Genomic DNA, 23,710 nt, shown 5'->3' on the forward strand with positions numbered 1-23,710 from the left:
CCGCAACGGGGCTCTTTTGCGATCTCACTCACCGTCTATTAGGAACCGCCCAGCGGTTCCGACGAGGAATTGCGGTGCCTCATGACCAGTAGAGGGCCATCCTTCCCCGCTTCTTCGCACAAGGCATATTCAGGCAGGTCATCGGCTTTGATGATCCCGCGAAGGAAGAAACAGAATTTTTTGAACGAGCCACCGCTTCCACTGCGTTCGTAAAGGGTCTTGAAAGCCCATTTAGCGCTATCCCTGCCTGCGGCACGGCGAGCCAGTCGGTAGATAAAGCGTCCTATGCCCGGCTCGATCAGAAAGTAGTCCCGGTGTACTGTAAGTACCTCCGGACGCTTGCCCTCGGTGACTTCTCGATAAATCCACTCCGGGGCTTCAATCTCGACAGAACTTATCTTCTTGGTGTCCGTGCGTGACAGAACACGATAGCGCGCGATCAGCCCCTCGGCTTCGGTTGTCCGGAACTTGCCGCTTTCGCGCACTGTCTTGATGGTAGTACCCCGCAACCGATCTAGCGCGGCTTCCACTCCCTTAACCTGACTACTACCGTTACCACGTCGGGCAAATCTGAGGATGTCGCTAACATGCAGCCGAAACACTCTCCCCGGCTTGCCACCCTTTCCTTCTCGATAGCGGTTCATAGCTTCGGTCAAGTGAGACACCATCATCAGCACAATGTCGTAGTCCCAAACGGAGGCCATTCCGTGCGCTCCTGCGGACACTTCCACGTATCCATCCGGCAGGTCGTAGCGGATCAGTTCTCCGGCTCGCTTGTCCTTCTTGGATAAACGGAACACGGCCACATCCATGACGCTGCGATTGTCGCGGCCGCCCACGTCATAAAGGCTGGGCGCAAAAAAATCTGGCTGAGCGTCGCCTTGTGGAGGCTTGCGGACAAGTGACAACGCTTTGTCCCGCTCTTTTGCCCTTTCCATCTGTTCATGCACGGTCGAGACGTTAGACGGTCTACCGCGTTCAGCAGCCGGAGTTCGGTCACTGTTCCGCTTCCTGATATTTTCAAGGCGTTCCAGTAGCCCGCCAGAGTCGCCTATTACCGCGCCTATGGGCTTAAGACCGCTGTTTCGGCTACTCATGCACGGCCCAACCGGAGCTGTATTAAGCCCAGTACAAGCGGTCTACTCGTAAATGTCGCCTGCAAGTTGGCCGCCACAATTCAGGCCCCCATTCCGGGACGAGGGGCCGAGCCGGAATGTTTGCACGCATCAATCCATGCCTCGACCTCGGCTAAATCCCACACGACCTTGCGACTACTAAGTGCGATGCGCTGAGGGAATTTTCCCTGCTTTTCAAAGTTGTAGATCGTGCGCTCGCACAGTGGAATCATCTCCAGCAGCTGCTTTTTGCTAATGAGAACTTTACTCACTCTCCTTAATTCTCTTTCCACACCGAATACCTCGTTTTGTCATCGCCCGAGGTTTAATTATTGCCCCACAATGCCGGTGATTTCCAGCAGTATAGAGAACTTTTTCTCAATAAAATCAATGCCTTAGTGTCCGTAAATTGTCCGCCTTTCAAAACAAAAACCTTCGCAATTCTTTGTTTTTCTTGGCACTTTATTTGACGCAGATAGCGAAAATTGCCTGTCCATATGGAATACGTTTTACGGACAAAAAAAAGCCCTCCGAAGTGGGCATTTCGCTACAAAATGCAGGTCTCAAGACTCCGAATCAGTCCTTGAGGCGGGGCTTCCTGATTGTCCACTCGTCAATCATGTCCGCCCAATCCTGTAGCATTGCCCGGCGCTGATCGCGGTACTCGGCCTTGTTGTAGATGGCTCGAACGCCCTTCTGTTCGTGCGCAAGGCACTTCTCGATCCAGTCAGTGTTATAGCCTGCCTCATGCAGCAGCGTGCTGGCTGTACGCCGCAAGTCGTGCGGTCCGAACTTGCCAAGCGACTGCCCTTCCTTCTGGGCCAGACGATAGGTCAGCGTGAGCACCTGATTGAGCGTGGCGCTGCTCATCGGCAAGTCCGAGTCATAGCGCGATGGCAGCACGTACTCCGAGCCGCCCGCGAAGGTTTTCAGAGCTATGAAAATGTCGAGCGCCTGCCTCGACAGGAACACCAGATGGGGATTGCGGCGCTTCATCCGCTCCTTGGGGATTGTCCAGAGCGCTTCGGTGAAATTGATTTCGCTCCACGTTGCGTTGGTCAGTTCGCTTTTGCGTACCATCGTCAGCAACAGCAACTTGGCGGCCGCGCGGATCGAAGGTGTGGTGCCAATGCGCTCCATGTACTGGTACATCAAGCCGATTTCATCGGGCGTAAGTGCTCGATCTCGCGGCTCAAACTTTGCAATAGTCGACGGGCGCACCAGATCGGCCGGGTTCTCAACCTTCTGGCCGCGTTCTATAGCCCAACGGAAGACCTGCATCACAATTTCGCGGCAAAGCACGGCCGTTGCCGGTGCCCCGCGCTCCACAATCGCATCAGTCAGCGCCCGTAAATCCTCATGGGTGATTTCTGTCAGCTTCTGGTTACCGAACTTCGGCTTAAGCTCGCGCTCGAAGGTAGCTCGACGCATATCGCGGGTAACGTCCGCCATTTGATAGCCGCGTAGCCATTTTTCGCCCCAAGCACCAAAGTTTTCAGCGTCCTTAACGCGGGCTTTGTCCCGCGCCTTCTCTTTGGCTGGAGATTTCCCTGCGGCGATCATCTTCTTGGCTTCGCCCAGCCGTTCGCGGGCTTCCGCTAGCGTGATCCCTCCGACACCGTAGCGGCCGAAGGTGATGGTCTCCTGCCTACCGTGGATCGAGTAGTTGTAGCGGAATGAAATCGAACCCGCTGGCGTGATGGCCACGTAGAGGCCGTCACGGTCATTCACTTTGTAGAGCTTGTCCTTTGGCTTGAGGTTGCGCAGCTTGGTATCGGTCAGCATGGTCGGGTTAGGTTTCCTCTCAAAAATACCATGCTCAAAAAGCCCCACAAATTCTCAAAAAATATCTTTAAGAACAATGTGTTACCTAAATTCAATACCATGAACACCCCATCAGGGGCGGCATGGTATCGAGTGCCGAACATGGCATCAGGTTCAAATCGTACCATCTACCATGCCATAGAAACGGGGTGCTTGGCGATGCGAAAATTTGCCAGACATTGCTACGCCAAGAACGAAAAAAGCCCGCAATTATGCGGGCTTATGGGTGTTTTAATGCTCTTTGGTGCCAGTCTATGCCGGACGTGGGATCACTCCCACTCAATAGTAGCAGGCGGCTTACTACTCACATCATAAGTCACCCGCGAAACCCCACCCAACTCATTGATGATGCGGTTGGAAACGGTCTCCAACAGCTCATAGGGCAGGTGCGCCCAGCGGGCGGTCATGAAGTCGATGGTTTCTACCGCGCGGATGGCGATGACCCACTCGTAGCGGCGGCCGTCGCCGACGACGCCTACCGATTTCACCGGCAGGAACACGGCGAATGCCTGACTGGTTTTTTCGTACCAGCCGGAGGCGCGCAGTTCTTCGATGAAGATGGCGTCAGCTTCACGCAGAATGTCGGCGTACTCTTTCTTCACTTCACCCAGAATACGCACGCCCAGGCCCGGCCCCGGGAAGGGGTGGCGGTAAACCATGTCGTAGGGCAGGCCGAGTTCCAGGCCGAGTTTGCGCACTTCATCCTTGAACAGCTCGCGCAGCGGCTCGACCAGCTTAAGTTTCATGGTTTCCGGCAGGCCACCCACGTTGTGGTGGGATTTGATCACATGCGCCTTGCCGGTTTTGGAGGCAGCGGATTCGATCACGTCCGGGTAGATGGTGCCCTGGGCCAGGAACTCGACGCCTTCAATCTTGCTGGCTTCTTCATCGAACACATCGATGAACGTGTTGCCAATGATCTTGCGCTTGGCTTCCGGGTCTTTCTCGCCTTTTAGCTTGCCCAGGAACAGGTCTTCAGCGTCTACACGGATGACCTTCACGCCCATGTGCTTGGCGAAGGTTTCCATTACCTGGTCGCCCTCTTGCTTACGCAGCAGGCCGTTATCGACGAATACGCAGGTCAGCTGGTCGCCAATCGCTTTGTGTAGAAGTGCTGCTACTACAGAAGAGTCCACGCCGCCGGAGAGGCCGAGCAGTACGTGACGGTCGCCTACCTGCTCGCGTACGCGCTGTACCTGATCTTCGATGATCTGGGCAGGCGTCCACAGCTTTTCGGCTTTACAGATATCCAGCACGAAGTGCTCAAGAATCCGCTGGCCTTGCAGCGTGTGAGTCACTTCCGGGTGGAACTGTACGCCGTAGAACTGCTTCTCTTCCCAGACCATCGCCGCAATCGGGCAGCTGGGTGTGGAGGCAGTGATGGTGAACTCGGCAGGCGCCTTGGCTACCTTGTCGCCGTGGCTCATCCATACGTCCAGCAGGGCTTTGCCGGTGGCGGCGTCTACGTGGTCTTTGATGTCTTTGAACAGCACGTTTTCAGCGTCAATGCTGATTTGCGCGTAGCCAAACTCGCTCTTGTTGGAGCCTTCCACCTTACCGCCCAACTGCTCGGCCATGGTCTGCATGCCGTAGCAAACGCCAAACACGGGCAGGCCCATTTCGAACACGCACTGCGGCGCACGCGGGGAATCCAGCTCGGTCACGGACTCGGGGCCACCGGCCAGGATGATGCCGTTGGGGTTGTACTCGCGGATCTCTTCTTCGGTAATATCGAAGGCGCGAACCTCAGAAAATACGCCGATTTCGCGTACCCGGCGGGCGATCAGCTGGGTGTACTGTGAGCCGAAGTCGAGAATCAGGATCTTGTGAGCGTGGATATCATTCATGGCGGTGTCTCGAGTAAGCAGTGGAGGTGCTGCTGGTAAGGCTAAAAAGCAAGCGGCGGGGCAAAGCCCGCCGCCATTCAACTAAAAGCGCTGGTTAGCTCACCCGGTAGTTGGGAGCTTCTTTAGTGATCTGCACGTCGTGAACGTGGGATTCGTTAAAGCCAGCACCGGTAATCTGGACAAATTCCGGCTTGGTGCGCATTTCCTGAATATCGCGGCAGCCGGTGTAGCCCATGGAGGCGCGCAGCCCGCCCATCATCTGGTGAACGATGGCGCTCATCATGCCTTTATAAGGTACGCGGCCTTCGATGCCTTCGGGCACCAGCTTCTCGGCACCGGCATCCTTATCCTGGAAGTAGCGGTCGGCGCTGCCCTGGTTCTGCGCCATGGCGCCCATGGAACCCATGCCACGGTAGGCTTTATAAGTACGCCCCTGGAACAGCTCGACTTCGCCCGGCGCTTCTTCGGTACCGGCCAGCAGGCCGCCGACCATTACGGCACTGGCGCCAGCGGCAATTGCCTTGGCCAAGTCGCCAGAGAAGCGTACGCCACCGTCGGCAATCAACGGAATGTCGTACTCTTTAAGCGCAGCGGCCACGTTGGAAACCGCGGTGATCTGCGGCACGCCCACACCTGCCACAATACGCGTGGTGCAGATGGAACCCGGGCCGATGCCTACTTTCACGCCGTCAGCACCGGCTTCGGCCAGTGCTTTAGCAGCGGCGGCGGTAGCGATGTTGCCACCGATCACCTGAATGTCCGGAAAGTGTTCTTTGATCCAGCTAACGCGGTCGATAACGCCTTGGGAATGGCCGTGAGCGGTATCGACGATGATGACGTCAACGCCAGCTTCGGCAAGCGCAGCAACGCGGTCCGGGGTTTCCGGGCCGGTACCTACGGCAGCGCCTACTAATAGGCGGCCATCGCTGTCTTTAGCGGCCATCGGGTAGGTGCGGGCTTTTTCGATATCCTGGAAAGTCACCAGGCCACGCAGATGGAAGGCGTCATCGACAATCAGCATTTTCTCAATGCGGTGTTCGCGCATTTTGGCTTTGCTGGTTTCAAGGTCGGTGCCTTCCTTAACGGTAATCAGCCGCTCACGCGGGGTCATGATATCGGCCACGCTGTCGCCGACGTTCGGCTGAAAGCGCATATCACGCTCGGTCACGATACCCACCAGCGTTTCGCCTTCCACCACCGGGAAGCCTGAGAAGCCGTACTCTTTCGCCATCGCGAGAAGGTCTTCAAGCTTGGCCTTGGGGCTAACGGTGACCGGGTCTTTAACAATGACGCTTTCGTGCTTTTTGACCTTGCGGACTTCGGTAGCCTGCTGGGTCATGGTCATGTTCTTGTGGATGATGCCGATGCCGCCTTCCTGAGCCATCGCAATCGCCAGACGCGCTTCGGTCACGGTGTCCATTGCAGCAGAAACGAGCGGGATATTAAGCGAGAGATTGCGGGTCAGGCGGGTTTTGAGACTGACATCCTTGGGGAGGATATCGGAGAAGCCAGGAACGAGAAGTACGTCATCGAACGTAAGCGCTTCTTGGGCCATACGTAGCATAGCGGCAACACCCAATGTGATGTGGGAAGAAGGGGCGTGAAAAGTTAATCCCCCATTATAGCGTTTTGAGGGGCGCCCCAGCAATGTCGTCACGCTGCTGAATTTATACCTATGGCTAATAAGCCATGTGCGTTTGCTGTTAAGTCACTGCCTTACGCCTGACGGGAAAACGCGTGATGATCCGTGTTTTATGTCATGCGCCGACTACTGATGCGCGCTAAGCCAGTATTGAATAGACGCATCCGAGACGATGCCTTGCTCAGAACCAATGCGCACTACGGCTTCCTGCAGGGCAAGTGCTAGCGCCTGTTGATGGCAATGTGCCAAAGAGCGAATCATGCGCGAAATACGCAGGTGATTATGCCCTCCCGCCTTGAGCCAAATATGTTCGCGCATATTAAGTCCCGGCTGGGCGGTGATCGTAAACCCATCTCGCGCCAGGCCTAAAAAGCTCAGCATCACATCCAGCGACGTTCGCTGGCGTTCACGTAACGCGCTATCGTCTTTAAAGGCATCCCTTTCAATAACCGTTAGCGGGGGCGCAAAACCATTAAAACGGCCAACCTCGGGAATCGGAAAAAGCCACTGAATATAGTCGTGGGTATGCTCCAGCCAGAAAGGCGATAAGGCCCAGATAGCATCGATGTAGCGCCCCTGATGATCCGTTGCCTCGCCACGGTAAAAATCGATAAGCGGTGTGGTGTGGTGGCTCATGGCATTTCCTCGTGCTCGCCTTGGGTAATACAATGATATTGTGTAATAACATCGCCATGTTACGCGGTTAGCCGCAAAGATACCTGAACCCCAGTGCAAGGGACGACCATGAACCCAGCAACATCCACCGCCCTTTCTGTCAGCGAGCTAAACAAGCAGGCCCGCCAGGCGCTTGAGCGCGATGTGGGCGAGGTGTGGGTGGAAGGCGAGCTTTCTAACGTTTCGCGCCCGGCCTCGGGGCATATCTACTTCACGCTTAAAGATGACCGCGCCCAGGTGCGCTGCGCGCTGTTTCGTCAGCGGGCGCGCTTTGTGTCGGCGCCCATGCGCGATGGTGACCAGGTAAAACTGCGCGGGCGGGTGTCGCTGTTTGAGCCACGCGGTGACTACCAACTGATTGCCGAAGCCGTGCAGGCGGCAGGGCTTGGCGAGCTGCTGGCCGCGTTTGAGCGCCTCAAAGCCCAGCTGGACGGTGAAGGCGTGTTTGCCAATACGCGCACCCTGCCCTTTCCGCCGCGCAAGATTCTGATTTTAAGCTCGGCCACCGGCGCGGCCATTCGCGATGTGCTGGCCGTTTTGGCGGCTCGTTGGCCCTTGGCGGATGTCACACTAATCCCGGTGCCAGTGCAGGGTGTGGAAGCGGCACCGGCAATGATCGCAGCACTTGGGCTACTCAACCGCCAGGCACGGCTGGACCCTGAGCGCGATGTGGTACTCATCACCCGGGGCGGCGGCAGCCTGGAAGATTTATGGGCGTTTAATAACGAACATTTGGCCCGGGCGATTTTTCATTCACGCCTGCCAGTGATGTCGGCGGTAGGCCACGAGGTGGATGTCACGCTCGCGGATTTTGCCGCCGATGTTCGCGCCCCAACCCCTTCGGCCGCCGCCGAGCGCCTGGTGCCGGATCAACACGCTTTGAAGCGCCAGTTGGCTGACCAGCAAAGCCGCCTGCACCGCGCCATGCAGCGCCGCTTGGAGCGCGATAGCCAACAGCTGGATAGCCTGCGTGCCCGGCTCAGGCACCCCGGCGAGCAGTTAAACCGCCAGCGCCAGCACGTGGCAACGCTTGCTCAGCGTTTAACTCGCGCCATGCAGCAAACCCTTGCCCAGCAGCAGGCACGGGTAACGCAACTGGGCAAGCGCTTGGCGAGCCAGGACATGGCGCGCCTGCACCGCGCCGAAAGCGAACGGGTGAGTCAACTGAACCGCCGTCTGGAAAACGCCATGCAGCGCCAGCTTCAACGCCAGCAGGCGCGTTTAACCAGTGCGGCGCGGGAGCTTAATGCCATCAGCCCGCTGGCGGTGCTGGGCCGGGGCTATGCGATTGCTCAGGATGACAAGGGCCAGGTCGTGCGCCGTGCCGAGGAGACCCAGCCAGGTCAGAAGCTCTCGCTACGCTTGGGTGAAGGCAGGCTGAGTGTTGAGGTAAAGCGGCGGTTTAAGTAAGCAGCCCGAGACCTTAGCTTGCTATACAGGCGGCGGTGTTAGTGAAAACAGCCCTGGATTCGACCGGGCCTCGGCTTGAATAGCCTCATCAATCGGCGTGTCGTAGGTCTTGAGTAGATATCCCAGCACCGAGTAGAAGCCGACCATGGCCATCAGGTCGATCACGGCCTTACGCCCTATCGCCTCAGCCAACGCTTCTTCCTGGTGGCTTGCCAGCATACGCTCGTCGAGTAGCGCATCCACTGCGTTAACAATCAGGCCATCAACGCCATCAATCGCTTCCGGCACGCCACGAATAGCGTCAATCCGCGCCTCGGAAAACCCTAGCGCCAGCGCACGGCTGATATGGTGCGCCCACTCATAGGCAGACCCCAGGCGAAAGCCTGCACGCAGAATCACCACCTCGGTTAACTCGGGGCCCAGGGCATTGTCCTTCACCACGTGCTGCCGCAACGGCGCCCAGGCATTTAGCAGGGCCGGATGGTGCGCCATGGTGCGGTAAACGTTCAAGCGCCCGGCAAAACCTTCGCGTAATTCCGCAGACTCTTCTGGCCAGTCGGCATCGGTCATCGGCGGGCAGGGTGACTGCTTCATCGTGGTATTTCCTCTTGGATTATTTGGCTATCGCGCCAGGTTATTCGGCTATTGCGGCGTCAACCGCTTGAGTGATCCGCTCAATGAGTAGATCGATCTCGTCCGCCTGGATGGTATATGGGGGTGCAAGCAGCACATGATCGCCATACACGCCATCAATGGTGCCGCCCATGGGATAGCTGATCAGGCCGCGTGCCATGGCCTGGCGTTTAATTTTGGCGTGAATCTTTCGAGCGGGGTCAAACGGGGTCTTTAGCTCGCGGTCGGCCACCAGCTCAATGCCCCGAAACAATCCCCTACCCCGAATATCGCCTACGTAAGGTGATGCACCCAGCGCCGCTTCAAGACCGCTTTGCAAGCGCGCGCCCATGGCGTTTACATTCGCCAGCGTTTCAGGCCGCGCGATGATCTCGACAACCTTATTCGCCGCAGCCGCCGCGACCGGGTGGCCAAGGTACGTATGCCCATGCTGGAAAAGGCCGGAGCCGTTGGCGAAGCTATCATAAATAGCGGAGGACAATAGCACAGCCCCAATCGGCTGGTAGCCGCCGCCCAGGCCTTTGGCCACGGTGAGAATATCGGGCGTGATGCCGTCCTGCTCGCAGGCGAACATGGTGCCCGTGCGCCCCATTCCGCACATGACTTCATCGAGAATCAGCAACACGCCGTACTGATCGCAGATTTTCCGCACCCGCTTGAAGTAATCCGCCTCAGAGGCCACGGCGCCAAGCGTAGCCCCCACCACGGGTTCGGCCACAAACGCCATCACGCTTTCAGGGCCCAGCTCGAGAATCCTGGCTTCAAGCTCATCGGCAAGCCTTGCGGCATACGCCTCAAAAGATTCGTCGCTTGCCTTGTCACGATAGGCATAACAGGGCGAGACATGATGGGTTTGGGGCAAAAGCGGCTGGAACTGCTGCCTACGCATGGCGTTGCCGCCGGTGGCAAGCGCGCCCAGGGTATTGCCGTGATAGCTCTGGCGCCGGGCGATAATATGCCGCCGCTCTGGCCTGCCGGTTTCAACGAAATACTGGCGGGCCATTTTTAACGCGGCCTCTACCGCTTCTGAACCGCCGGAGACTAGGTAAACGTAATCCAGGCCATCTGGGGCCAGGTTCACCAGCTTCTCGGCCAGTTCCTCGGCGGCGTCCGTAGTGAAAAATCCGGTATGGGCGTAGCAGAGGTTATCAATCTGGGCGCGCATGGCCGCCAGCACTTCCGGGTGGCCGTGCCCCACACTCGTCACCGCCGCCCCGCCCGAACCATCCAGGTAGCGGCGCCCTTGGGTATCAGTGATATAGACGCCTTGCGCTGACGCCGCGTGCGGCAACGCCTGGCCAATACTGCGATGAAGAATACGCGCCATTATTATCGTTCCTTTTCAAACGCTACGTTCAGCGCAAGAGTGGCACGTTCCAACCCATTAATGCAACAATACAATCATTATATAATTTATTAAAACAAACGGATCATTGTTTTCGTTGAAAAGCCGCGTTTACACTCGTGCGCAATCATCTCAAGCCCTAGGCGTGTTAAGAGGCACCTTCCTATGCCACAAAGCCCTGTTTCACAGAGCGATCCGCTAAGAGAGCAGATCATTGCTCAGTTCGATGGTATGTCAGCCCAGCTGCAACAGGCAGCGCGCTACGTGCTTGAGCATCCGGAAGAAGTGGCCTTGGTGTCCATGCGCGAATTGGCGCGTTTGGCGGCGGTTCAGCCAGCCACCATGACGCGGCTTGCCAAAGTGCTGGGCTTTCAGGGCTATAACGAAATTCGCGCCCACTACGCACAAACGGTGCGTCAGCGAAACGATGGCTTTGCGGCGAAGGTACGCCAACGCGATGCTCAGGCGGCGAGCCCCCCAGGCAGTGATATCGCCTATCACATGTTGCACGGGTTAAGCGCCCAGATGGCAGCGCTCTGCGAGCCCGAGCAGCTCAAGCGCTTAACCGCCATGGCCGAAAGGCTCGCGGCGGCCAAAAAAGTCTATGTGTTGGGGTTACGCTCAAGTCATGTGGTGGCCTGGCATTTTCATTACGTGATGTCACTCTTAGGCGAGCGCTCGGTTCATCTTGATGGCCCTGCCGGAACGGGCGGCGACGCCTTGATTCGTGCAAAACCGGATGAGGTGGTGCTGGTCGTATCCATAAAACCCTACGCGCTGGATACGCTGACGCTTGCGCAGCTGGCAAAAGAGAAAGGCCTGTCTATTCTCTCGATTACCGATAGTGAGGTATCACCGCTGGCGGGAATTTCCGAGCATACGATTTACTGCGCCACGGAGAGCTACAGTTTCTTTCACACACTGGCCCCTGCCCTGGCCGTATCGGAAGTGCTCTGTACGCTGCTGGCCGAGCTCGATCGCCCTTCGGCATTGAAAGCCCTGCAGGACGCTGATGATCACCTGGCTCGTTTTAATACCTACTCAAATACGCTCCCTAGGCGGGAATGAGCAGTATCGCTTTAGCCAGCGTTGGCGCTGCGAAAGTACCTGCGAAAGTACCTGCGAAAGTACCGCACATAAAAAAGTGCCCGGCCTGGGCCGGGCACTACTTTTCATAAGAGGATAACGCTTACCGCTTACGGGGCTTTATTGGTACCTGAGCCCTGGGTGTTGCCGGAAGGCGTGTTCGAGCCCGCCAAGCCTGGTTCTCTAACGCCCTTTGAGGTGTCCGGCGTGGTGCCGGTAGTGCTTGAGCTAATGCCTGAGGCCGAGTTATGGCCTGGAGCCTGGCTGCTGGACGAAGGGCTTCCCGGCGTGGTGGAGCGAGACATTGACTGATCGTTATCGCTGGACGATGAATGCTGATTACCATGCGTATCGTCTTTCATATGCTCCGCCTTTTCATGGATCTTATCCTGGGCTCTATCTACCTGCTCCTGCCCCGCTTCCGCCGCTCTGTGCAGGGCGCGATCACGGTATTCGCCCATGTATTCATCCTCTTTGCGCGTGGTCGGAAACAGGCTTGCCAAGGCAGCGCCCAGAGCAACGCCTAAGGCGCCTACCACTAGCGGATGCTCCTGAACAAAATCAGATGAACTACTGCCCATGTGGCGGGCGCGTTCAGACATGTTGTGAAGATGATCCCGCGTACCGTGCTGAAGGTGGGATGTAGAATCGCGCATACTGCCTCCCATATGCTGTGCCTTTTCGCCAAGATGATGCGCTTTATCACCTATCTGATGCGCAACGTCTTTGGCTTTTTCACTGAAATGATGGGCTTTATCTTTGGCGCCCTCTTTCACGCTGCTCATCCGGCCTTTGCTATCGCCATGGGGCTCAGGGTTACCGGCGACGTAGCCTGGCGTACTGGTATAGTTCTGCGTACCGCCATGCGTATGCGTGCCTTCATGAACGGGAACACCCGGCGAGCCGTGAGAGCCGCTATATCCGGTAGACGCATGCTCATCCATATAGTGATGCGACGGTCCACGCTGATAGCGATGCCCCTGGTTCGGATTACGCTGGGCCATCATCAGCCAGCCAAGACCCGCAGTAGTCACTAAAAAAGGCACTGGGTTTTGCTTGATGGTATTACCCAGGTTGGACACAAACTCGTTGGCGCCACCTTGCCGGATATACTCATAGGACGTATTGAAAAGCTGCTGAGGAGAGAAGCGTTCCTCGATTTCGTGCAGAGTGGAGTCAAGGCGTTCACGCGAACGATGGATATCCTTTTCGATCTCTTCCGTACTTCGATGATCGGGGCGATGATCATGGCGCTCATCGTGAGTATGGTCACTGCGCTTATGATCGTGATCGTGGTCACTCATTTTAGCTCCTCCTTGACGTTGCGCTGATGCTCCTTGGCGAATTCCTTATCGTGACGCAAGCTACTGATCGTGCGATTAGGCATTAGATTGCGCGCCTGAAGCTGTTTCATACCGCCTTTAAGCATAATGAAGCCGATCAGTGTCACGACGACACCCACGATGATCGCGGATAGCCATGGCGTCATATCGGGTGGCAGCACTTCGTTTAGCACAAATACCAGCGCGGCAAGCAGCGTAAGAAAGCCGCCCAGCAGCACTGCGCCAGCAATTGCAATGGTCGCAATGCTCGCCATTACCTGATGCGTTTTTTCCGACACCTCGGCCTTGGCAAGCTCAGCTTCATTGCGCACTAGAGACGTTATTTCCTGCATGACCGTCGATAAAAGCGACCCGACAGACGATCCCTGCGATGAAGTTTTATGATCTGAATCCATTCGTAACCTCCTTTGCCCGGTAGTCAGGGCGCTTAGCTAGATGTTTAGACGCTCAACGGTTCTAAACCTGGCCTGGGTTAAGCAGTAGCTCATAAGGGGTTAATCAAAGCGCCTTAGAGCTACTATCACATTGCATAGAGGCTGTTTTAAACCGTCAGATACTTCCACCGGGACCGCTGGGTTTGTTCACTGAACCTGCACCACCCAAGGGGTCATTGGCCAAGCCTTGTGATGAGCCTGGCGACGTACTGGGAGAAGTACTGGACGAAGCCCCGGGATTTACTGTTGGACCGCGTGAAGTCCCCTGCAGCGACGAGCTTTGCTGGGTTGGGTCATGCGCCACCCCGGTAGAAGCGCCGTGCATAATGCCTGCCGAGGGATTGTCAGGCGTTGGCGACGAATGGCTGGAATATGCGCCCGAAGGCTGGTTGGAGTAACCGCTGGACGGGTGAGAATGATCATTTGATGAATGCGAATGCTGACCAGAACTGCGTAAAAAGCGTGTTAGCAAAAAGCCTGCAGCAATCGCGCCACCAAAGAAAAGAGCTGGCTCGCGACGGCTGTAGCTTTGCGCTTCCTGGCAAATACTTTTTAAGTCCTTGTCACGCAGTTTATTTGAGAGACGATCAGCGGTATCAGCAAGCTTTCTAACCTGTTGGGAGAAATAGGGCTGCTGCTGATTGTCGAACTCATCGGCCATTTTATAAAAGACGCTGGTAAATTTTTGCGTCTGCTCGGCAGCGGTATCACGCTGTTGGTTATAAAAGTGTTCAGCCTGATGCTGGGCTGCATCACTTACATCATGAACGGCATCCCGACCTTGCTGCTTTAGATGGTCGCTATTGGGAGAATGCGCTGTACCGTTATTCGATTGAGGCGAACCGGTAGCCGTATTCGGCGTAGATGAAGAACCTGGGTCAGCCTGTTTTCCATGATCAATCATTAGTCACTTCCTCCTTGTCGCTTCACTCATTAGCGACTGTATCGAACAAGTACGCTAGGTGAAACAAAACGAACTGGACCACTGCTACATTAATAAGCGCTTTATAAAGCATTCCGTTAGATATTTAATGGAACTCTTAATTTAAGCGTCTTTTCAATATAGTGCGCCTCCTTACCCTGTCAATTTATACCCCCACCCTCCTCCTAATAGCGAATAACTTTAATCATTATCAAAACAAATTTATTAACCTATATTAAAAACCTTACAACGCGCCATTTATTTTAATTTTACTTATAAATTACAAACACTTAAATAAATCCAGGCACAAGATTTAATATATGATCGATAACTTTATAAATTATTTTTCAACGCCAATGAATTCCCTTGCCCACAAGACACTGATTACTCTTTTATTGCGCCCCTACTTTATTAAGGCATCTTTATTAATAGCTTAACCGTCTCTCCGTGTAATCTTGATTTCAAGCTTGGCTAAATACCAACAACGCCATTTAGAGCCCCAGCATTAAAAAATCGATTATTTAATGCCACCACTATTAGAGTAGCGTTAACCACTAACATTAATAAAAAAGCCAGCTTAGTAAGCTTTCAATTTGGCTCTCTTTACAGGGGTGCGCTAGGGTAAATATTGACGTAACGGCCCCTGGGCGTCATCGCCTGCGGTGTTGGAAAGATTACTGTGCCAACAAGGAGTAATTGCACATGAGCGAGCAAAAACTACCGCCTCAGCATCAGGACGAACAGCCAGGCGATGAGCATGAAATGCGCCCCGAACCTGAGTTCATTCGCGATAGCTATCAAGGAACTCAAAAGCTTAAAGATAAGGTCGCTCTTATTACCGGCGGCGATAGCGGTATTGGACGTGCCGTTGCGGTGCACTACGCTCGCGAAGGCGCCGATAGCGTTATTGTTCATCTGGAGGAGGATAAAGATGCTGAGGATACTAAAGCGCTGGTAGAGGCCGAAGGCCGCAGCTGCCTGGTGCTAAAGGGCGATGTCGGTGACCCTGAGTTTTGCCGTGAGATAGTCAAGAAGACGTTGGATCACTTCGGCAAGCTCAATATTGTGGTCAATAATGCCGCCGAGCAGTACGACTGGAACGATCTGACCGAGGTGCCAGATGAGCAGATAATGCGCACCTTCCAGACCAATATCTTCAGCCACTTCTATGTGACGAAAGCCGCGCTGCCGCATCTGCAAAAAGGCGACACCATCATCGAGACCTCCTCTATCAACGCCTTTAAAGGCAACGATACGCTGATTGACTACAGTGCCACCAAAGGGGCGATTCAAGGGTTTATGCGCTCGATGGCCATGTCGTTGATGGATCGCGGCATTCGCGTTAACGCCGTGGCGCCAGGCCCAGTGTGGACCCCGCTGATTCCAGCAAGCTTCGATGATGAGAAAGTGGCCTCGTTTGGCGGCCAAGTGCCAATGAATCGCGCGGGCCAGCCCAGCGAAATGGGCCCCGCTTATGTGTATCTGGCAAGCGAAGATTCTTCGTATATGACCGGGCAGACCTTGCACCTTAACGGCGGGGTTATTCTAAACACCTGATGACCAACCGGGCGGGGCCAGCCAAAGGCCGCCCCGCCCCTAACAGCCCCCGATTTCACAACTCACTATTCCCAACTCATCATTCACCATCCCCCTATCCCGCCAACTTCTTCACCAACACTTTCGATTTACGTGCGTGGTTATAGGCTTCGCGCTTCAAGGGCGGCAAATCATCCAGGCTGGCCGTTTGAAAGCCGTGTTCCACAAACCAGTGGGCCGTGTGGGTGGTTAACACAAATATGGCGGTTAGCCCACGCTGGCGGGCGCGGCGCTCCAGGGCTTCCATCAAACGCTCTCCGCGCTCGCCCCCTCGGTAGCTGCCGTGTACCGCTACACAGGCCAGTTCGGCAATCGTGGTTTCGGGGAACAGGTGCAGCGCGGCGCAGCCAATCACCATGCCGTCACGCTCGATGACCATATAGTCATCAATTTCGTGCTCCAGGCGCTCGCGCGAGCGGGCCACCAGCATGCCGCGGCGCTCCAGAGGCTCAAGCAGCTCAAGCAGCCCGGCAATATCGTTTAGCTTGGCCGGGCGTAGCTGCTCGTAGCGGTGCTGGGTGATCATGGTGCCCACGCCGTCCCGGGTGAATAGCTCCCCCAGCAGCGCGTCGTGGTTGCGCCACGACAACAAGTGCGTGCGGGCCACACCCTCAAGTGCGGCGTTACACGCTGCCTGAAGGTGACGGGCAAGCTCGCTGCCGGGCAGCGCGCTCTCAAGTCTGGGTTCGGCATCGGCAGGGGTTAGCTGGCGCAGCAAGGCACCTTCTTCATCCTGCAGGCCTTCCGAGTCGCCCAGCAGTATCAGCTTATCGGCCTTGAGCGCCACGGCGGCGTGCTGGGCAACTTCTGCGGCATCCAGGTCAAATACTTCCCCCGTGCTTGAAAAGCCCAGCGGCGGCAGAAGCACTAACGAGCCTTTATCCAGCAGCCCTTCAATCGCGCTTGCGCGCACGCGGCGTACTTCGCCGCTATGGTCAAAATCGACCCCTTCACGCACGCCCAAGGGCTTGGCGGTGACCAGATTGCCGGAAATCACGCTGAGTTCAACGCCGTGAAGCGGCGTACTGGGTAGGCCGAGTGACAGGCGTGCTTCAAGCCAGAGCCGCTGGTGCGCGGCGACCTGCTCTACGTGAGTCATCACCGCACGGTCGGCCACCCAGCGGCCGTTAATGCGCGTAGGCTCAACGTTTGCCTGGGTAAGCGCTTCCTGTACCTGGGGGCGCGTGCCGAATACCACGACCAATCGCACGCCCAGCGTATGCAGCAGGGCTAAATCCTGAATGAGCTGTTCCCCGCGGCCAGACGCCATGGCTTCGCCTTCAATCAAGATGACAAAGGTTCGCCCCCGGTGCGCATTAATGTAGGGGGAAGCGTTACGAAACCAATCAACAAAGGGGAAGTGCTTATCCAAGGCCGCTCTCCGGCAGCAAGTGAAAGAAAAACTCTGCGTTTAAAATCTACTCGCTACTTTACCAGAGCACAAAAAACAGCGGCACCTTCTATTGCAAATTGGCTAACGCAAATCTGCATGAAGGTGCCGCTGAGAGTCAGGCGTTTACTGCTAGCCGAACATGCCTTTAAACATGAAGAAGAACACGATGGCCAGACCCGCGCCAGCCGGCAGCGTAATCAGCCACGAAATAACGATCGTGCCGATAACGCGCAGGTTAAGTGCCGCCATACCGCGTGCCAAGCCGACACCGAGTACCGCGCCGACCAAAGTGTGAGTCGTCGAAATTGGCAGGCCCGTGCCGGAGGCAACCACCACGGTGCTGGCAGCGGCAAGCGTTGCTGCAAAGCCACGGCTCGGGGTTAGCTCAGTAATCCCGGTGCCTACGGTCGCGATGACTTTATGCCCGTAAGTCACCAGGCCAAACACAATACCGCCACCGCCCAGCACTAGCACCCACCAGGGCACCAGCGCGGCGCTATCGATCATGCCTTCGCTGCGCACCACGCTAATGACGGCGGCCAGCGGGCCAACCGCGTTGGCCACATCGTTAGAACCGTGGGCGAACGCCATGGCACACGCGGTAAAGATCATCAACACACCAAACACGCGCTCTACATTGGCATAGCCAAAATGATCGTTGGCATTCTGGGTGTACTTGATACGCCGCTGCATGATGATGCCAAGGCCCATAATCAACACGCCAATCAAGATCGACAGCAACAGGCTCTGGCTAAAGGTAAGGTGTAAGCCAACATGGGAAAGCCCTTTGGTGAGCGTCACCATAGACACGATAAAGCCGACTAAAAACACATAGCCCGGCACATAGCGCTTGGCCGCCGCAAACGGGTCTGAGCTTTCAAATATCAGGTGGTGCACCGACTTAAACAGCATATAGCCGATGGTACCGGCGATCAGCGGCGAGACGACCCAGCTGGAAGCGATCTGGCCCACTTTGCCCCAGGCAACTGCATCCACGCCCAGGCCGACTGCGGCAAAACCCACGATAGCGCCGACAATCGAGTGCGTGGTGGAAACCGGCCAACCGCGGGCGGAAGCCACCATTAACCAGATACCGGCAGCCAAGAGCGCAGACAGCATGCCGTAAACCAGAAACTGTGGGTTCGCTTCAAGCAGGTTGGCGTCGATGATTCCGCCACGGATGGTGGCCGTTACCTCACCACCGGCAAGCCAGGCACCTAAAAATTCAAAAACAACCGCAATGATAATAGCTTGTTTGATGGTGATCGCTTTCGACCCCACCGAGGTTCCCATGGCGTTGGCGACATCGTTTGCACCGACCCCCCAAGCCATAAAAAAGCCAAACAAACAGGCCAGGATGATAAAAATATCACCGTGCTGGGCAATAATATGCATGAAATCCCCTTAGCGAGCGGTCAAAATCTGCAAGCGACTGCCCACACGCTCAGCGCGGTCGGACACTTCACCTACCCATTCGATGATCTTGTAAAGAAAGATCACATCGACGGGTGGCAGCTGGCTTTCAAGTTGAAAAAGCTGCCGACGAATGGCGACCTGCTGAGCGTCCGCCTGGTGTTCAAAGTTATGCAGTTCGCGAATCATGTTGTGCATAACATCGGAAACATTCCGCCCAAAGCCGGACTCAAGGAGTTCCATCAGCTCTTCAAGTGCTTGGCGCGCTTGAGCAACACATGCCACGCTAGTGATCATATAATCGCGCATCGGCTCGGCGAGCTCGTCAGGCACGCGCATTTTACGCCCCAGCATAATGCCGGTAATGTCGCGCACCTTGTTGGCGATTTTGTCCTGCACACTAATCAAATCCAGCAGATCGGACCGGGAAACCGGCAAAAACATGGTGCTGGGCAGGTTAAGCCGCAGGTCCGTTTTCAGCACATCGGCTTCGTGCTCTAAGCGGGTCACGTTTTCACGCAGCTCAGCAGCTTTATCCCAGTCGCCAGCAAGGGATGCTTCAAAAAATGGCAACAACTGATCGGCGCATTCATTGGCCTTGACGATGTGGGCCAGCAACGGCTGGAATGGCGAGCGGCCAAACATCGCAGAAAAAGGATTGGAGGTAACCATAGTGCCTTTTAGCCTGTTTTCGGGGAGCCTGGAAATGGCGACGCCAGTATAAAGAGTGCGCTCGCCGCCGTCATGAAAAGTTCATATTGGTAGCAAAAATTTCATCAGCATTTCACGTTTAAGAGTGGCTATTGTCATGAAAAATGCAACTCCTATTGAAGTAGAATTAAAGCTTGCCCTTGCGCCTGCAAGCATTGGGGCCTTGTTAAGCCACCCGTTACTCGCGTCTCAACCACCGCTCACCCAAACCCTCGCCAATACCTATTTCGATACCCCAACCAACGACTTAGCCAACGCCCGCGTGGCCGTTCGTCTGCGCCAGATAGATGAGCGCGTACTGCAAACCGTGAAAACGGCAGGCAAAGGTGGGGGCGGGTTATCCAGTCGCCAAGAGTGGGAATGGCCTGTCACTGGCAACCAGTTGGATCAGGAAGGCTTGGCCGCACTACCGCCCTTTCAAGGCGAGCTGGCCGAGCGGCTGGCAAGCCTTGCCCCCAAGCTGCGCACCGATTTTATCCGGCGTAGCTGGCAGTTGACCTGGCAAGGCAGTCATATTGAGTTGGTAATGGATGAAGGCGAGATCGAGAGCGGCGCTTATCGCACGCCTATTTGTGAGCTAGAGCTGGAGTTAAAAGCCGGTGATCCGGAAACCCTGTGGTCGTTAGCCATCGCGCTTGCCGAAAAGATCCCGCTTCGCCCGTCTGACAGCAGTAAAGCATCCCGCGGCAACGCCTTGGCTGCCCAGCAGTGGCCACTACCCGAGGCTACCACTCCCGCGCAATGGCTTCACCGGGCAACGCTTGCTCTGGATGCCTATCACGATAGCCAGCAAGGCCACTACCTTAACGTGGCCCAGGACGCGTTAGCCCAGTTGGCCGAACATCCAGGTTTGTCTGCCGACATGCAGATGCAGGCTAAAGCCTTACCGGCAGCGCTTCTGGGCGATGGCCAGCCCAGCATTGCCTATGGCGTTAATCTATTGACGCTTTCACATCGTTTAGCGCTGCAAAGCGCGCTAAGCTGACATTCATACTGTTTTAAGCGACATCGGTTCAGACCATGCGGGCTTGAAACACGTACTGTATATCAAGAATGTTTACCAATAGGCTAAATCACCAGATAAGTGATTGTTTATTTCACTGGGATTGCTATGAGCTTCAACCTGACACCTGCAGCTGAGGGCCTACGCACCCAGCTTTTTCATATTATCTTTGAATCCGATACCCCGGCTGCCAAAGGATTCGATATTGCGCTGATCGTAATGATCATGGCCAGTGTTGGGGTGATTTTGCTGGGTAGCGTTCAAGATGTCTCCCAGGAGTACGGCTGGCTGTTTTATTACCTGGAGTGGGCGTTCACGATACTGTTTACGCTGGAACTTGCCGTGCGTATTTACTGCCTTGAGCGTCCGTCTATTTACTTGAAAAGCTTTTACGGCGTGGTGGATATGATCTCTATTCTGCCCGCCTGGCTGGTATTACTAATGCCGGGTTTTCATGCGCTGGTGATTATTCGCATCCTACGGGTGCTGCGAATTTTTCGTATTCTGCGCCTGATGGAGTTTGTGGGTGAAGGACGCCTGCTGATCGATGCCTTAAAACGTAGTTTTCATCAGGTACTGCTGTTCTTCTGCAGCATCTTGATGGTCGTTACTATGTTCGCCGCGCTTATGTATACCATCGAGTCGCCGGAGACAGGCTTTACCAGCATTCCCATGTCGATTTACTGGGCAGTGGTAAGCGTTACCACGGTAGGGTATGGCGATATCGTTCCCGGTACAGCGGTGGGCAAAGCGATTACCGTGGTTCTGATGCTGATTGGTTACTCGATCATCGCGGTGCCCACGGGTATTTTTTCCGCCCAGGTAATCCGCTCTATTCGTGAAGACCGCTACTCCGATGAGGCGTGCCCGGGCTGCGGCCATGACCGTCACGAAAAGCGTGCTCGTTATTGCCTGCGCTGCGGTACCTGGTTGGATGAAACAACGGAAGACCCGCACAAAGAAGACCTGCAGAAAGAACCCTAGCTTGGCTGGCTACTCAAAATATCTGGTAGCGCCATGGCCACGCTCGCGTGGGCATGGCGCTAAGCCAGGGCTTAGCTTTCCAGGACTTAACTTTCCAGGACTTAGCTTTCCAGGACTTAGCTTTCAAACGGGGTAATATCGCCGCGTCCTTCACGCACAATTTTGGGCGGCAGTTCACGCAAATCAATTACGCTGGTGGGGTCGAGATGACAGGCGCCGCCATCAATAATTAGATCCAGATGTGCTCCAAAGCGCTCGCGAATTTCTTCGGGGTCGCTCATGGGTAGGTCATCTCCTACCGGAATCAGCGTCACGCTCATCAGCGGCTCGCCCAGGGCCTCAAGCAGCGCGTGGGTAATCCGGTGATCGGGTACGCGCACGCCAATCGAGCGGCGCTTGGGATGCAATAGCAGGCGCGGCACTTCGGTGGTGGCATCCAGGATGTAGGTATACGGCCCTGGCGTATGCGCTTTCAGCAGCCGGAAAACGGCGTTATCCACCTTGGCATAAGTGCCAATTTCTGAAAGGTCCGAACACATCAGCGTAAAGTTGTGCTTGTCATCCAGCGAGCGCAGCCACTTTATCTTTTCAATCGCTTTCTTTTCACCCAGGTGGCAGCCCAGCGCATAGCCCGAATCCGTTGGGTAAGCCACCACCCCGCCTTTGCGAATAATCTCGATAGACTGATCGATCAGACGCTTTTGCGGGTTTTCGGGGTGAATCTGAAAATACTGACTCATAGTCTGCTCCTGCCCGTGGGCTCATTTCAATCCATTGGGGTGTTCACTTACTTATTTATACGCGTACTCATACCATAGCTGACGAAGCGGCTAATGGCCCAGCGGGAGCGTCGCGCAGATGCGACAACCGGGGGTGCTGCCAGATAGGCGGGGCGGCCGTGCGCGGCACCATGCTCATGCTGCCGGGCGCGGCGTGGCTGCCGGGGAAGTGAAAGTCGCTGCCTAATGAAGCGTAAAGCCCACGCTCGACCATTTGGCGGGCCAAGTCACGCGTGACATCCGGATTCTGCTGGCCGCTGACCAACTCAGCTGCGTCTCCGCCCGCCGCCTGAAAGGTATCCATTAAAAGACCCCGTTTACGCCGGGTTAACCCATAGCGTAACGGGTGCGCGATGACCGCTACGCCGCCGGAAGCCACCACCCACTCAACGACTTCGCTAATTTCCGGCCAGTGGGCTTTAACATCGCCTTTCTTGCCGCTACCCAGGTAACGTTTGAACGCGGTAGCCCAATCGGCCACTACACCCTCGGCGACCAGCGCGCGGGCGAAATCAGGCCGCCCCAACGGGCGGTCGCTGCCCGCCTGCTCACGGGCTTTTGCCAGGGCGTTGGGCAGGCCCACCTTTTCCAAGCGCTCAGCAATCACTTCTGCGCGCTGAATACGCGCCAGACGCTGCTGTTCAAGCCCTTCCACCAACGGCCCCTGCAGGCCACCCGGCATGAGTGCGACCACGTGAATATTGATACCCTGCCAGCGGGTGGATAACTCGCAGCCGGGTACCAGACAAATCCCGGCCTGCTGGGCGGCCTGCCCGGCTTCGTCGATACCGTCCATGGTGTCGTGGTCAGTCAACGCCATGTGGGTAAGGCCGCGCTCAGCGCATAGCGCTACCAGCTCAGTGGGGGTTAACGCGCCGTCGGACGCCGTTGAGTGCATGTGCAGATCAGCCGAATAGCGCTGATCTGCATCAAACACCGCAGGAAGTAACGTGGGGATCAAGGGCATGGGCATGACGTCGTGTGGCGAGTTTGTCAGAATAGGGATGTCGTACACGAACAGGCATAATGCTGTGTGTTCATAATGCTCTGTATGGGACGGTGCACGAATGCTCGCCATGGTGCGCGCTTATACGAGTGCGGTCAATGCCGCATAGAGCGCTTTACTGCATGCTTTTAAGGAGTTATCCCCATGCTTTACGCGATTATTAGTGAAGACGTATCGAATAGCCTGGAGCGCCGTATGGCCGCCCGCCCAGATCACCTGGCCCGTATTGAAGCGCTGCGCGATGAAGGCCGCCTGGTATTGGCGGGACCGCATCCGGCGGTCGATACCGAAAACCCCGGTGATGCGGGTTTTAGCGGCAGCTTGATCGTGGCGGAATTCGACAGCCTAGAAGCCGCTCAAAGCTGGGCTGACGCTGATCCATACATCATTGCAGGTGTCTATGCCAAGGTAATTGTTAAGCCGTTCAAGAAAGTTTTGCCTTGACCGAAAGTCGCTAGTGTGGAGGGTCCGCCAGCTAATTCACAGAGCCTGTGGAAAACTCTGTGCAAACCCAGCGGACGCTTTGCGCTAAGCCAGAGATAACGCCCC

22 protein-coding genes are annotated in these 23,710 nt (G+C 55.9%); 6 read left to right on the forward strand and 16 right to left on the reverse strand.

From position 1 onward, the window contains the following. Positions 1-38 precede the first annotated feature (38 nt). From ACT3R7_RS16385 to ACT3R7_RS16410, 6 genes are all read right to left on the reverse strand, one after another. Complete coding sequence (locus ACT3R7_RS16385) at positions 39-950, reverse strand: replication initiator protein A (protein WP_227651339.1); 912 nt, start codon at positions 948-950, stop codon at positions 39-41. A gap of 227 nt (positions 951-1,177) precedes the next feature. Continuing rightward, positions 1,178-1,408, reverse strand: coding sequence for a helix-turn-helix transcriptional regulator (locus ACT3R7_RS16390; RefSeq protein WP_001565729.1), 231 nt, complete (start codon positions 1,406-1,408; stop codon positions 1,178-1,180). Between the two features lie 283 nt (positions 1,409-1,691). After that, positions 1,692-2,900 (reverse strand): tyrosine-type recombinase/integrase, encoded by a 1,209-nt coding sequence (locus ACT3R7_RS16395; protein WP_001297323.1) that lies wholly within the window; start codon positions 2,898-2,900, stop codon positions 1,692-1,694. 308 nt (positions 2,901-3,208) lie between these two features. Further along, entirely contained in the window at positions 3,209-4,786 is a 1,578-nt protein-coding gene (gene guaA, locus ACT3R7_RS16400; protein ID WP_192537357.1) for a glutamine-hydrolyzing GMP synthase, read from the reverse strand. 94 nt (positions 4,787-4,880) lie between these two features. After that, positions 4,881-6,350, reverse strand: coding sequence for an IMP dehydrogenase (gene guaB / locus ACT3R7_RS16405; RefSeq protein WP_192537359.1), 1,470 nt, complete (start codon positions 6,348-6,350; stop codon positions 4,881-4,883). A gap of 204 nt (positions 6,351-6,554) precedes the next feature. Next, a complete protein-coding gene (locus tag ACT3R7_RS16410; protein ID WP_192537360.1) occupies positions 6,555-7,064 on the reverse strand; it encodes an opioid growth factor receptor-related protein in 510 nt (169 codons plus the stop codon). A gap of 108 nt (positions 7,065-7,172) precedes the next feature. Between ACT3R7_RS16410 and xseA the strand changes: the two genes are divergently transcribed. Next, positions 7,173-8,513, forward strand: a complete 1,341-nt coding sequence (gene xseA, locus ACT3R7_RS16415) for an exodeoxyribonuclease VII large subunit (RefSeq protein ID WP_192537361.1) — start codon at positions 7,173-7,175, stop codon at positions 8,511-8,513. A 21-nt stretch (positions 8,514-8,534) separates the two neighbouring features. Here the strand turns inward: xseA and ACT3R7_RS16420 are convergent, their stop codons facing one another. Both ACT3R7_RS16420 and ACT3R7_RS16425 read right to left on the reverse strand, forming a co-directional pair. Further along, positions 8,535-9,107 carry a carboxymuconolactone decarboxylase family protein gene (locus ACT3R7_RS16420; RefSeq protein ID WP_192537362.1) on the reverse strand — a complete coding sequence of 191 codons (573 nt, stop codon included), beginning with the start codon at positions 9,105-9,107 and terminating at the stop codon, positions 8,535-8,537. Positions 9,108-9,147: 40 nt separating this feature from the next. Beyond that, on the reverse strand, positions 9,148-10,473 hold the full coding sequence (locus ACT3R7_RS16425) for an aspartate aminotransferase family protein (protein WP_192537363.1): 1,326 nt from the start codon (positions 10,471-10,473) through the stop codon (positions 9,148-9,150). A gap of 183 nt (positions 10,474-10,656) precedes the next feature. Here ACT3R7_RS16425 and ACT3R7_RS16430 point away from each other — a divergent pair, with 183 nt between their 5' ends. Next, the gene (locus ACT3R7_RS16430) at positions 10,657-11,559 is read left to right on the forward strand and encodes a MurR/RpiR family transcriptional regulator (protein WP_192537364.1); all 903 of its coding nucleotides are present in this window, start codon (positions 10,657-10,659) and stop codon (positions 11,557-11,559) included. Between the two features lie 128 nt (positions 11,560-11,687). Here the strand turns inward: ACT3R7_RS16430 and ACT3R7_RS16435 are convergent, their stop codons facing one another. The 3 genes from ACT3R7_RS16435 to ACT3R7_RS16445 all read right to left on the reverse strand — a co-directional run bounded on the left by ACT3R7_RS16435 (position 11,688) and on the right by ACT3R7_RS16445 (position 14,258). Beyond that, positions 11,688-12,881, reverse strand: coding sequence for a DUF3618 domain-containing protein (locus ACT3R7_RS16435; RefSeq protein WP_192537365.1), 1,194 nt, complete (start codon positions 12,879-12,881; stop codon positions 11,688-11,690). Next, positions 12,878-13,315, reverse strand: coding sequence for a phage holin family protein (locus ACT3R7_RS16440; protein ID WP_192537366.1), 438 nt, complete (start codon positions 13,313-13,315; stop codon positions 12,878-12,880). Before ACT3R7_RS16440 ends, ACT3R7_RS16435 begins: the two co-directional genes overlap by 4 nt. 154 nt (positions 13,316-13,469) lie before the next feature. Continuing rightward, positions 13,470-14,258 carry a hypothetical protein gene (locus ACT3R7_RS16445; protein WP_192537367.1) on the reverse strand — a complete coding sequence of 263 codons (789 nt, stop codon included), beginning with the start codon at positions 14,256-14,258 and terminating at the stop codon, positions 13,470-13,472. 720 nt (positions 14,259-14,978) lie between these two features. Between ACT3R7_RS16445 and ACT3R7_RS16450 the strand changes: the two genes are divergently transcribed. Next, a complete protein-coding gene (locus tag ACT3R7_RS16450) occupies positions 14,979-15,833 on the forward strand; it encodes an SDR family oxidoreductase (protein ID WP_192537368.1) in 855 nt (284 codons plus the stop codon). 94 nt (positions 15,834-15,927) lie between these two features. Here ACT3R7_RS16450 and argA read toward each other — a convergent pair whose 3' ends face one another. The 3 genes from argA to ACT3R7_RS16465 all read right to left on the reverse strand — a co-directional run bounded on the left by argA (position 15,928) and on the right by ACT3R7_RS16465 (position 19,350). Next, complete coding sequence (gene argA, locus ACT3R7_RS16455; protein ID WP_192537369.1) at positions 15,928-17,244, reverse strand: amino-acid N-acetyltransferase; 1,317 nt, start codon at positions 17,242-17,244, stop codon at positions 15,928-15,930. A gap of 150 nt (positions 17,245-17,394) precedes the next feature. Next, entirely contained in the window at positions 17,395-18,660 is a 1,266-nt protein-coding gene (locus ACT3R7_RS16460) for an inorganic phosphate transporter (RefSeq protein WP_192537370.1), read from the reverse strand. Between the two features lie 9 nt (positions 18,661-18,669). Then, positions 18,670-19,350 carry a TIGR00153 family protein gene (locus ACT3R7_RS16465; RefSeq protein ID WP_018918008.1) on the reverse strand — a complete coding sequence of 227 codons (681 nt, stop codon included), beginning with the start codon at positions 19,348-19,350 and terminating at the stop codon, positions 18,670-18,672. A gap of 136 nt (positions 19,351-19,486) precedes the next feature. Between ACT3R7_RS16465 and ACT3R7_RS16470 the strand changes: the two genes are divergently transcribed. Both ACT3R7_RS16470 and ACT3R7_RS16475 read left to right on the forward strand, forming a co-directional pair. Beyond that, a complete protein-coding gene (locus ACT3R7_RS16470; RefSeq protein WP_192537371.1) occupies positions 19,487-20,374 on the forward strand; it encodes a CYTH domain-containing protein in 888 nt (295 codons plus the stop codon). A gap of 126 nt (positions 20,375-20,500) precedes the next feature. Further along, positions 20,501-21,376 (forward strand): ion transporter, encoded by an 876-nt coding sequence (locus ACT3R7_RS16475; RefSeq protein WP_192537372.1) that lies wholly within the window; start codon positions 20,501-20,503, stop codon positions 21,374-21,376. Between the two features lie 116 nt (positions 21,377-21,492). Here the strand turns inward: ACT3R7_RS16475 and ACT3R7_RS16480 are convergent, their stop codons facing one another. Continuing rightward, positions 21,493-22,116, reverse strand: coding sequence for an L-threonylcarbamoyladenylate synthase (locus ACT3R7_RS16480; RefSeq protein ID WP_192537373.1), 624 nt, complete (start codon positions 22,114-22,116; stop codon positions 21,493-21,495). A 67-nt stretch (positions 22,117-22,183) separates the two neighbouring features. Further along, entirely contained in the window at positions 22,184-23,122 is a 939-nt protein-coding gene (locus ACT3R7_RS16485) for a PHP domain-containing protein (protein ID WP_192537429.1), read from the reverse strand. Positions 23,123-23,305: 183 nt separating this feature from the next. Here ACT3R7_RS16485 and ACT3R7_RS16490 point away from each other — a divergent pair, with 183 nt between their 5' ends. Next, on the forward strand, positions 23,306-23,605 hold the full coding sequence (locus ACT3R7_RS16490) for a YciI family protein (protein ID WP_018918013.1): 300 nt from the start codon (positions 23,306-23,308) through the stop codon (positions 23,603-23,605). Positions 23,606-23,710 lie beyond the last annotated feature (105 nt).

This window comes from Halomonas sp. AOP43-A1-21, assembly GCF_052376775.1.
Lineage (GTDB): Bacteria > Pseudomonadota > Gammaproteobacteria > Pseudomonadales > Halomonadaceae > Vreelandella > Vreelandella colorata.

Excerpts from the sequence above, each read along its gene's own strand:
- ACT3R7_RS16395 (WP_001297323.1), bottom strand. The coding sequence starts at position 2,900 with ATGCTGACCGATACCAAGCTGCGCAACCTCAAGCCAAAGGACAAGCTC.
- guaA (WP_192537357.1), bottom strand. The coding sequence starts at position 4,786 with ATGAATGATATCCACGCTCACAAGATCCTGATTCTCGACTTCGGCTCA.
- guaB (WP_192537359.1), bottom strand. The coding sequence starts at position 6,350 with ATGCTACGTATGGCCCAAGAAGCGCTTACGTTCGATGACGTACTTCTC.
- ACT3R7_RS16410 (WP_192537360.1), bottom strand. The coding sequence starts at position 7,064 with ATGAGCCACCACACCACACCGCTTATCGATTTTTACCGTGGCGAGGCA.
- xseA (WP_192537361.1), top strand. The coding sequence starts at position 7,173 with ATGAACCCAGCAACATCCACCGCCCTTTCTGTCAGCGAGCTAAACAAG.
- ACT3R7_RS16420 (WP_192537362.1), bottom strand. The coding sequence starts at position 9,107 with ATGAAGCAGTCACCCTGCCCGCCGATGACCGATGCCGACTGGCCAGAA.
- ACT3R7_RS16425 (WP_192537363.1), bottom strand. The coding sequence starts at position 10,473 with ATGGCGCGTATTCTTCATCGCAGTATTGGCCAGGCGTTGCCGCACGCG.
- ACT3R7_RS16430 (WP_192537364.1), top strand. The coding sequence starts at position 10,657 with ATGCCACAAAGCCCTGTTTCACAGAGCGATCCGCTAAGAGAGCAGATC.
- ACT3R7_RS16435 (WP_192537365.1), bottom strand. The coding sequence starts at position 12,881 with ATGAGTGACCACGATCACGATCATAAGCGCAGTGACCATACTCACGAT.
- ACT3R7_RS16440 (WP_192537366.1), bottom strand. The coding sequence starts at position 13,315 with ATGGATTCAGATCATAAAACTTCATCGCAGGGATCGTCTGTCGGGTCG.
- ACT3R7_RS16445 (WP_192537367.1), bottom strand. The coding sequence starts at position 14,258 with ATGATTGATCATGGAAAACAGGCTGACCCAGGTTCTTCATCTACGCCG.
- ACT3R7_RS16450 (WP_192537368.1), top strand. The coding sequence starts at position 14,979 with ATGAGCGAGCAAAAACTACCGCCTCAGCATCAGGACGAACAGCCAGGC.
- ACT3R7_RS16460 (WP_192537370.1), bottom strand. The coding sequence starts at position 18,660 with ATGCATATTATTGCCCAGCACGGTGATATTTTTATCATCCTGGCCTGT.
- ACT3R7_RS16465 (WP_018918008.1), bottom strand. The coding sequence starts at position 19,350 with ATGGTTACCTCCAATCCTTTTTCTGCGATGTTTGGCCGCTCGCCATTC.
- ACT3R7_RS16470 (WP_192537371.1), top strand. The coding sequence starts at position 19,487 with ATGAAAAATGCAACTCCTATTGAAGTAGAATTAAAGCTTGCCCTTGCG.
- ACT3R7_RS16475 (WP_192537372.1), top strand. The coding sequence starts at position 20,501 with ATGAGCTTCAACCTGACACCTGCAGCTGAGGGCCTACGCACCCAGCTT.
- ACT3R7_RS16480 (WP_192537373.1), bottom strand. The coding sequence starts at position 22,116 with ATGAGTCAGTATTTTCAGATTCACCCCGAAAACCCGCAAAAGCGTCTG.
- ACT3R7_RS16485 (WP_192537429.1), bottom strand. The coding sequence starts at position 23,122 with ATGCCCTTGATCCCCACGTTACTTCCTGCGGTGTTTGATGCAGATCAG.
- ACT3R7_RS16490 (WP_018918013.1), top strand. The coding sequence starts at position 23,306 with ATGCTTTACGCGATTATTAGTGAAGACGTATCGAATAGCCTGGAGCGC.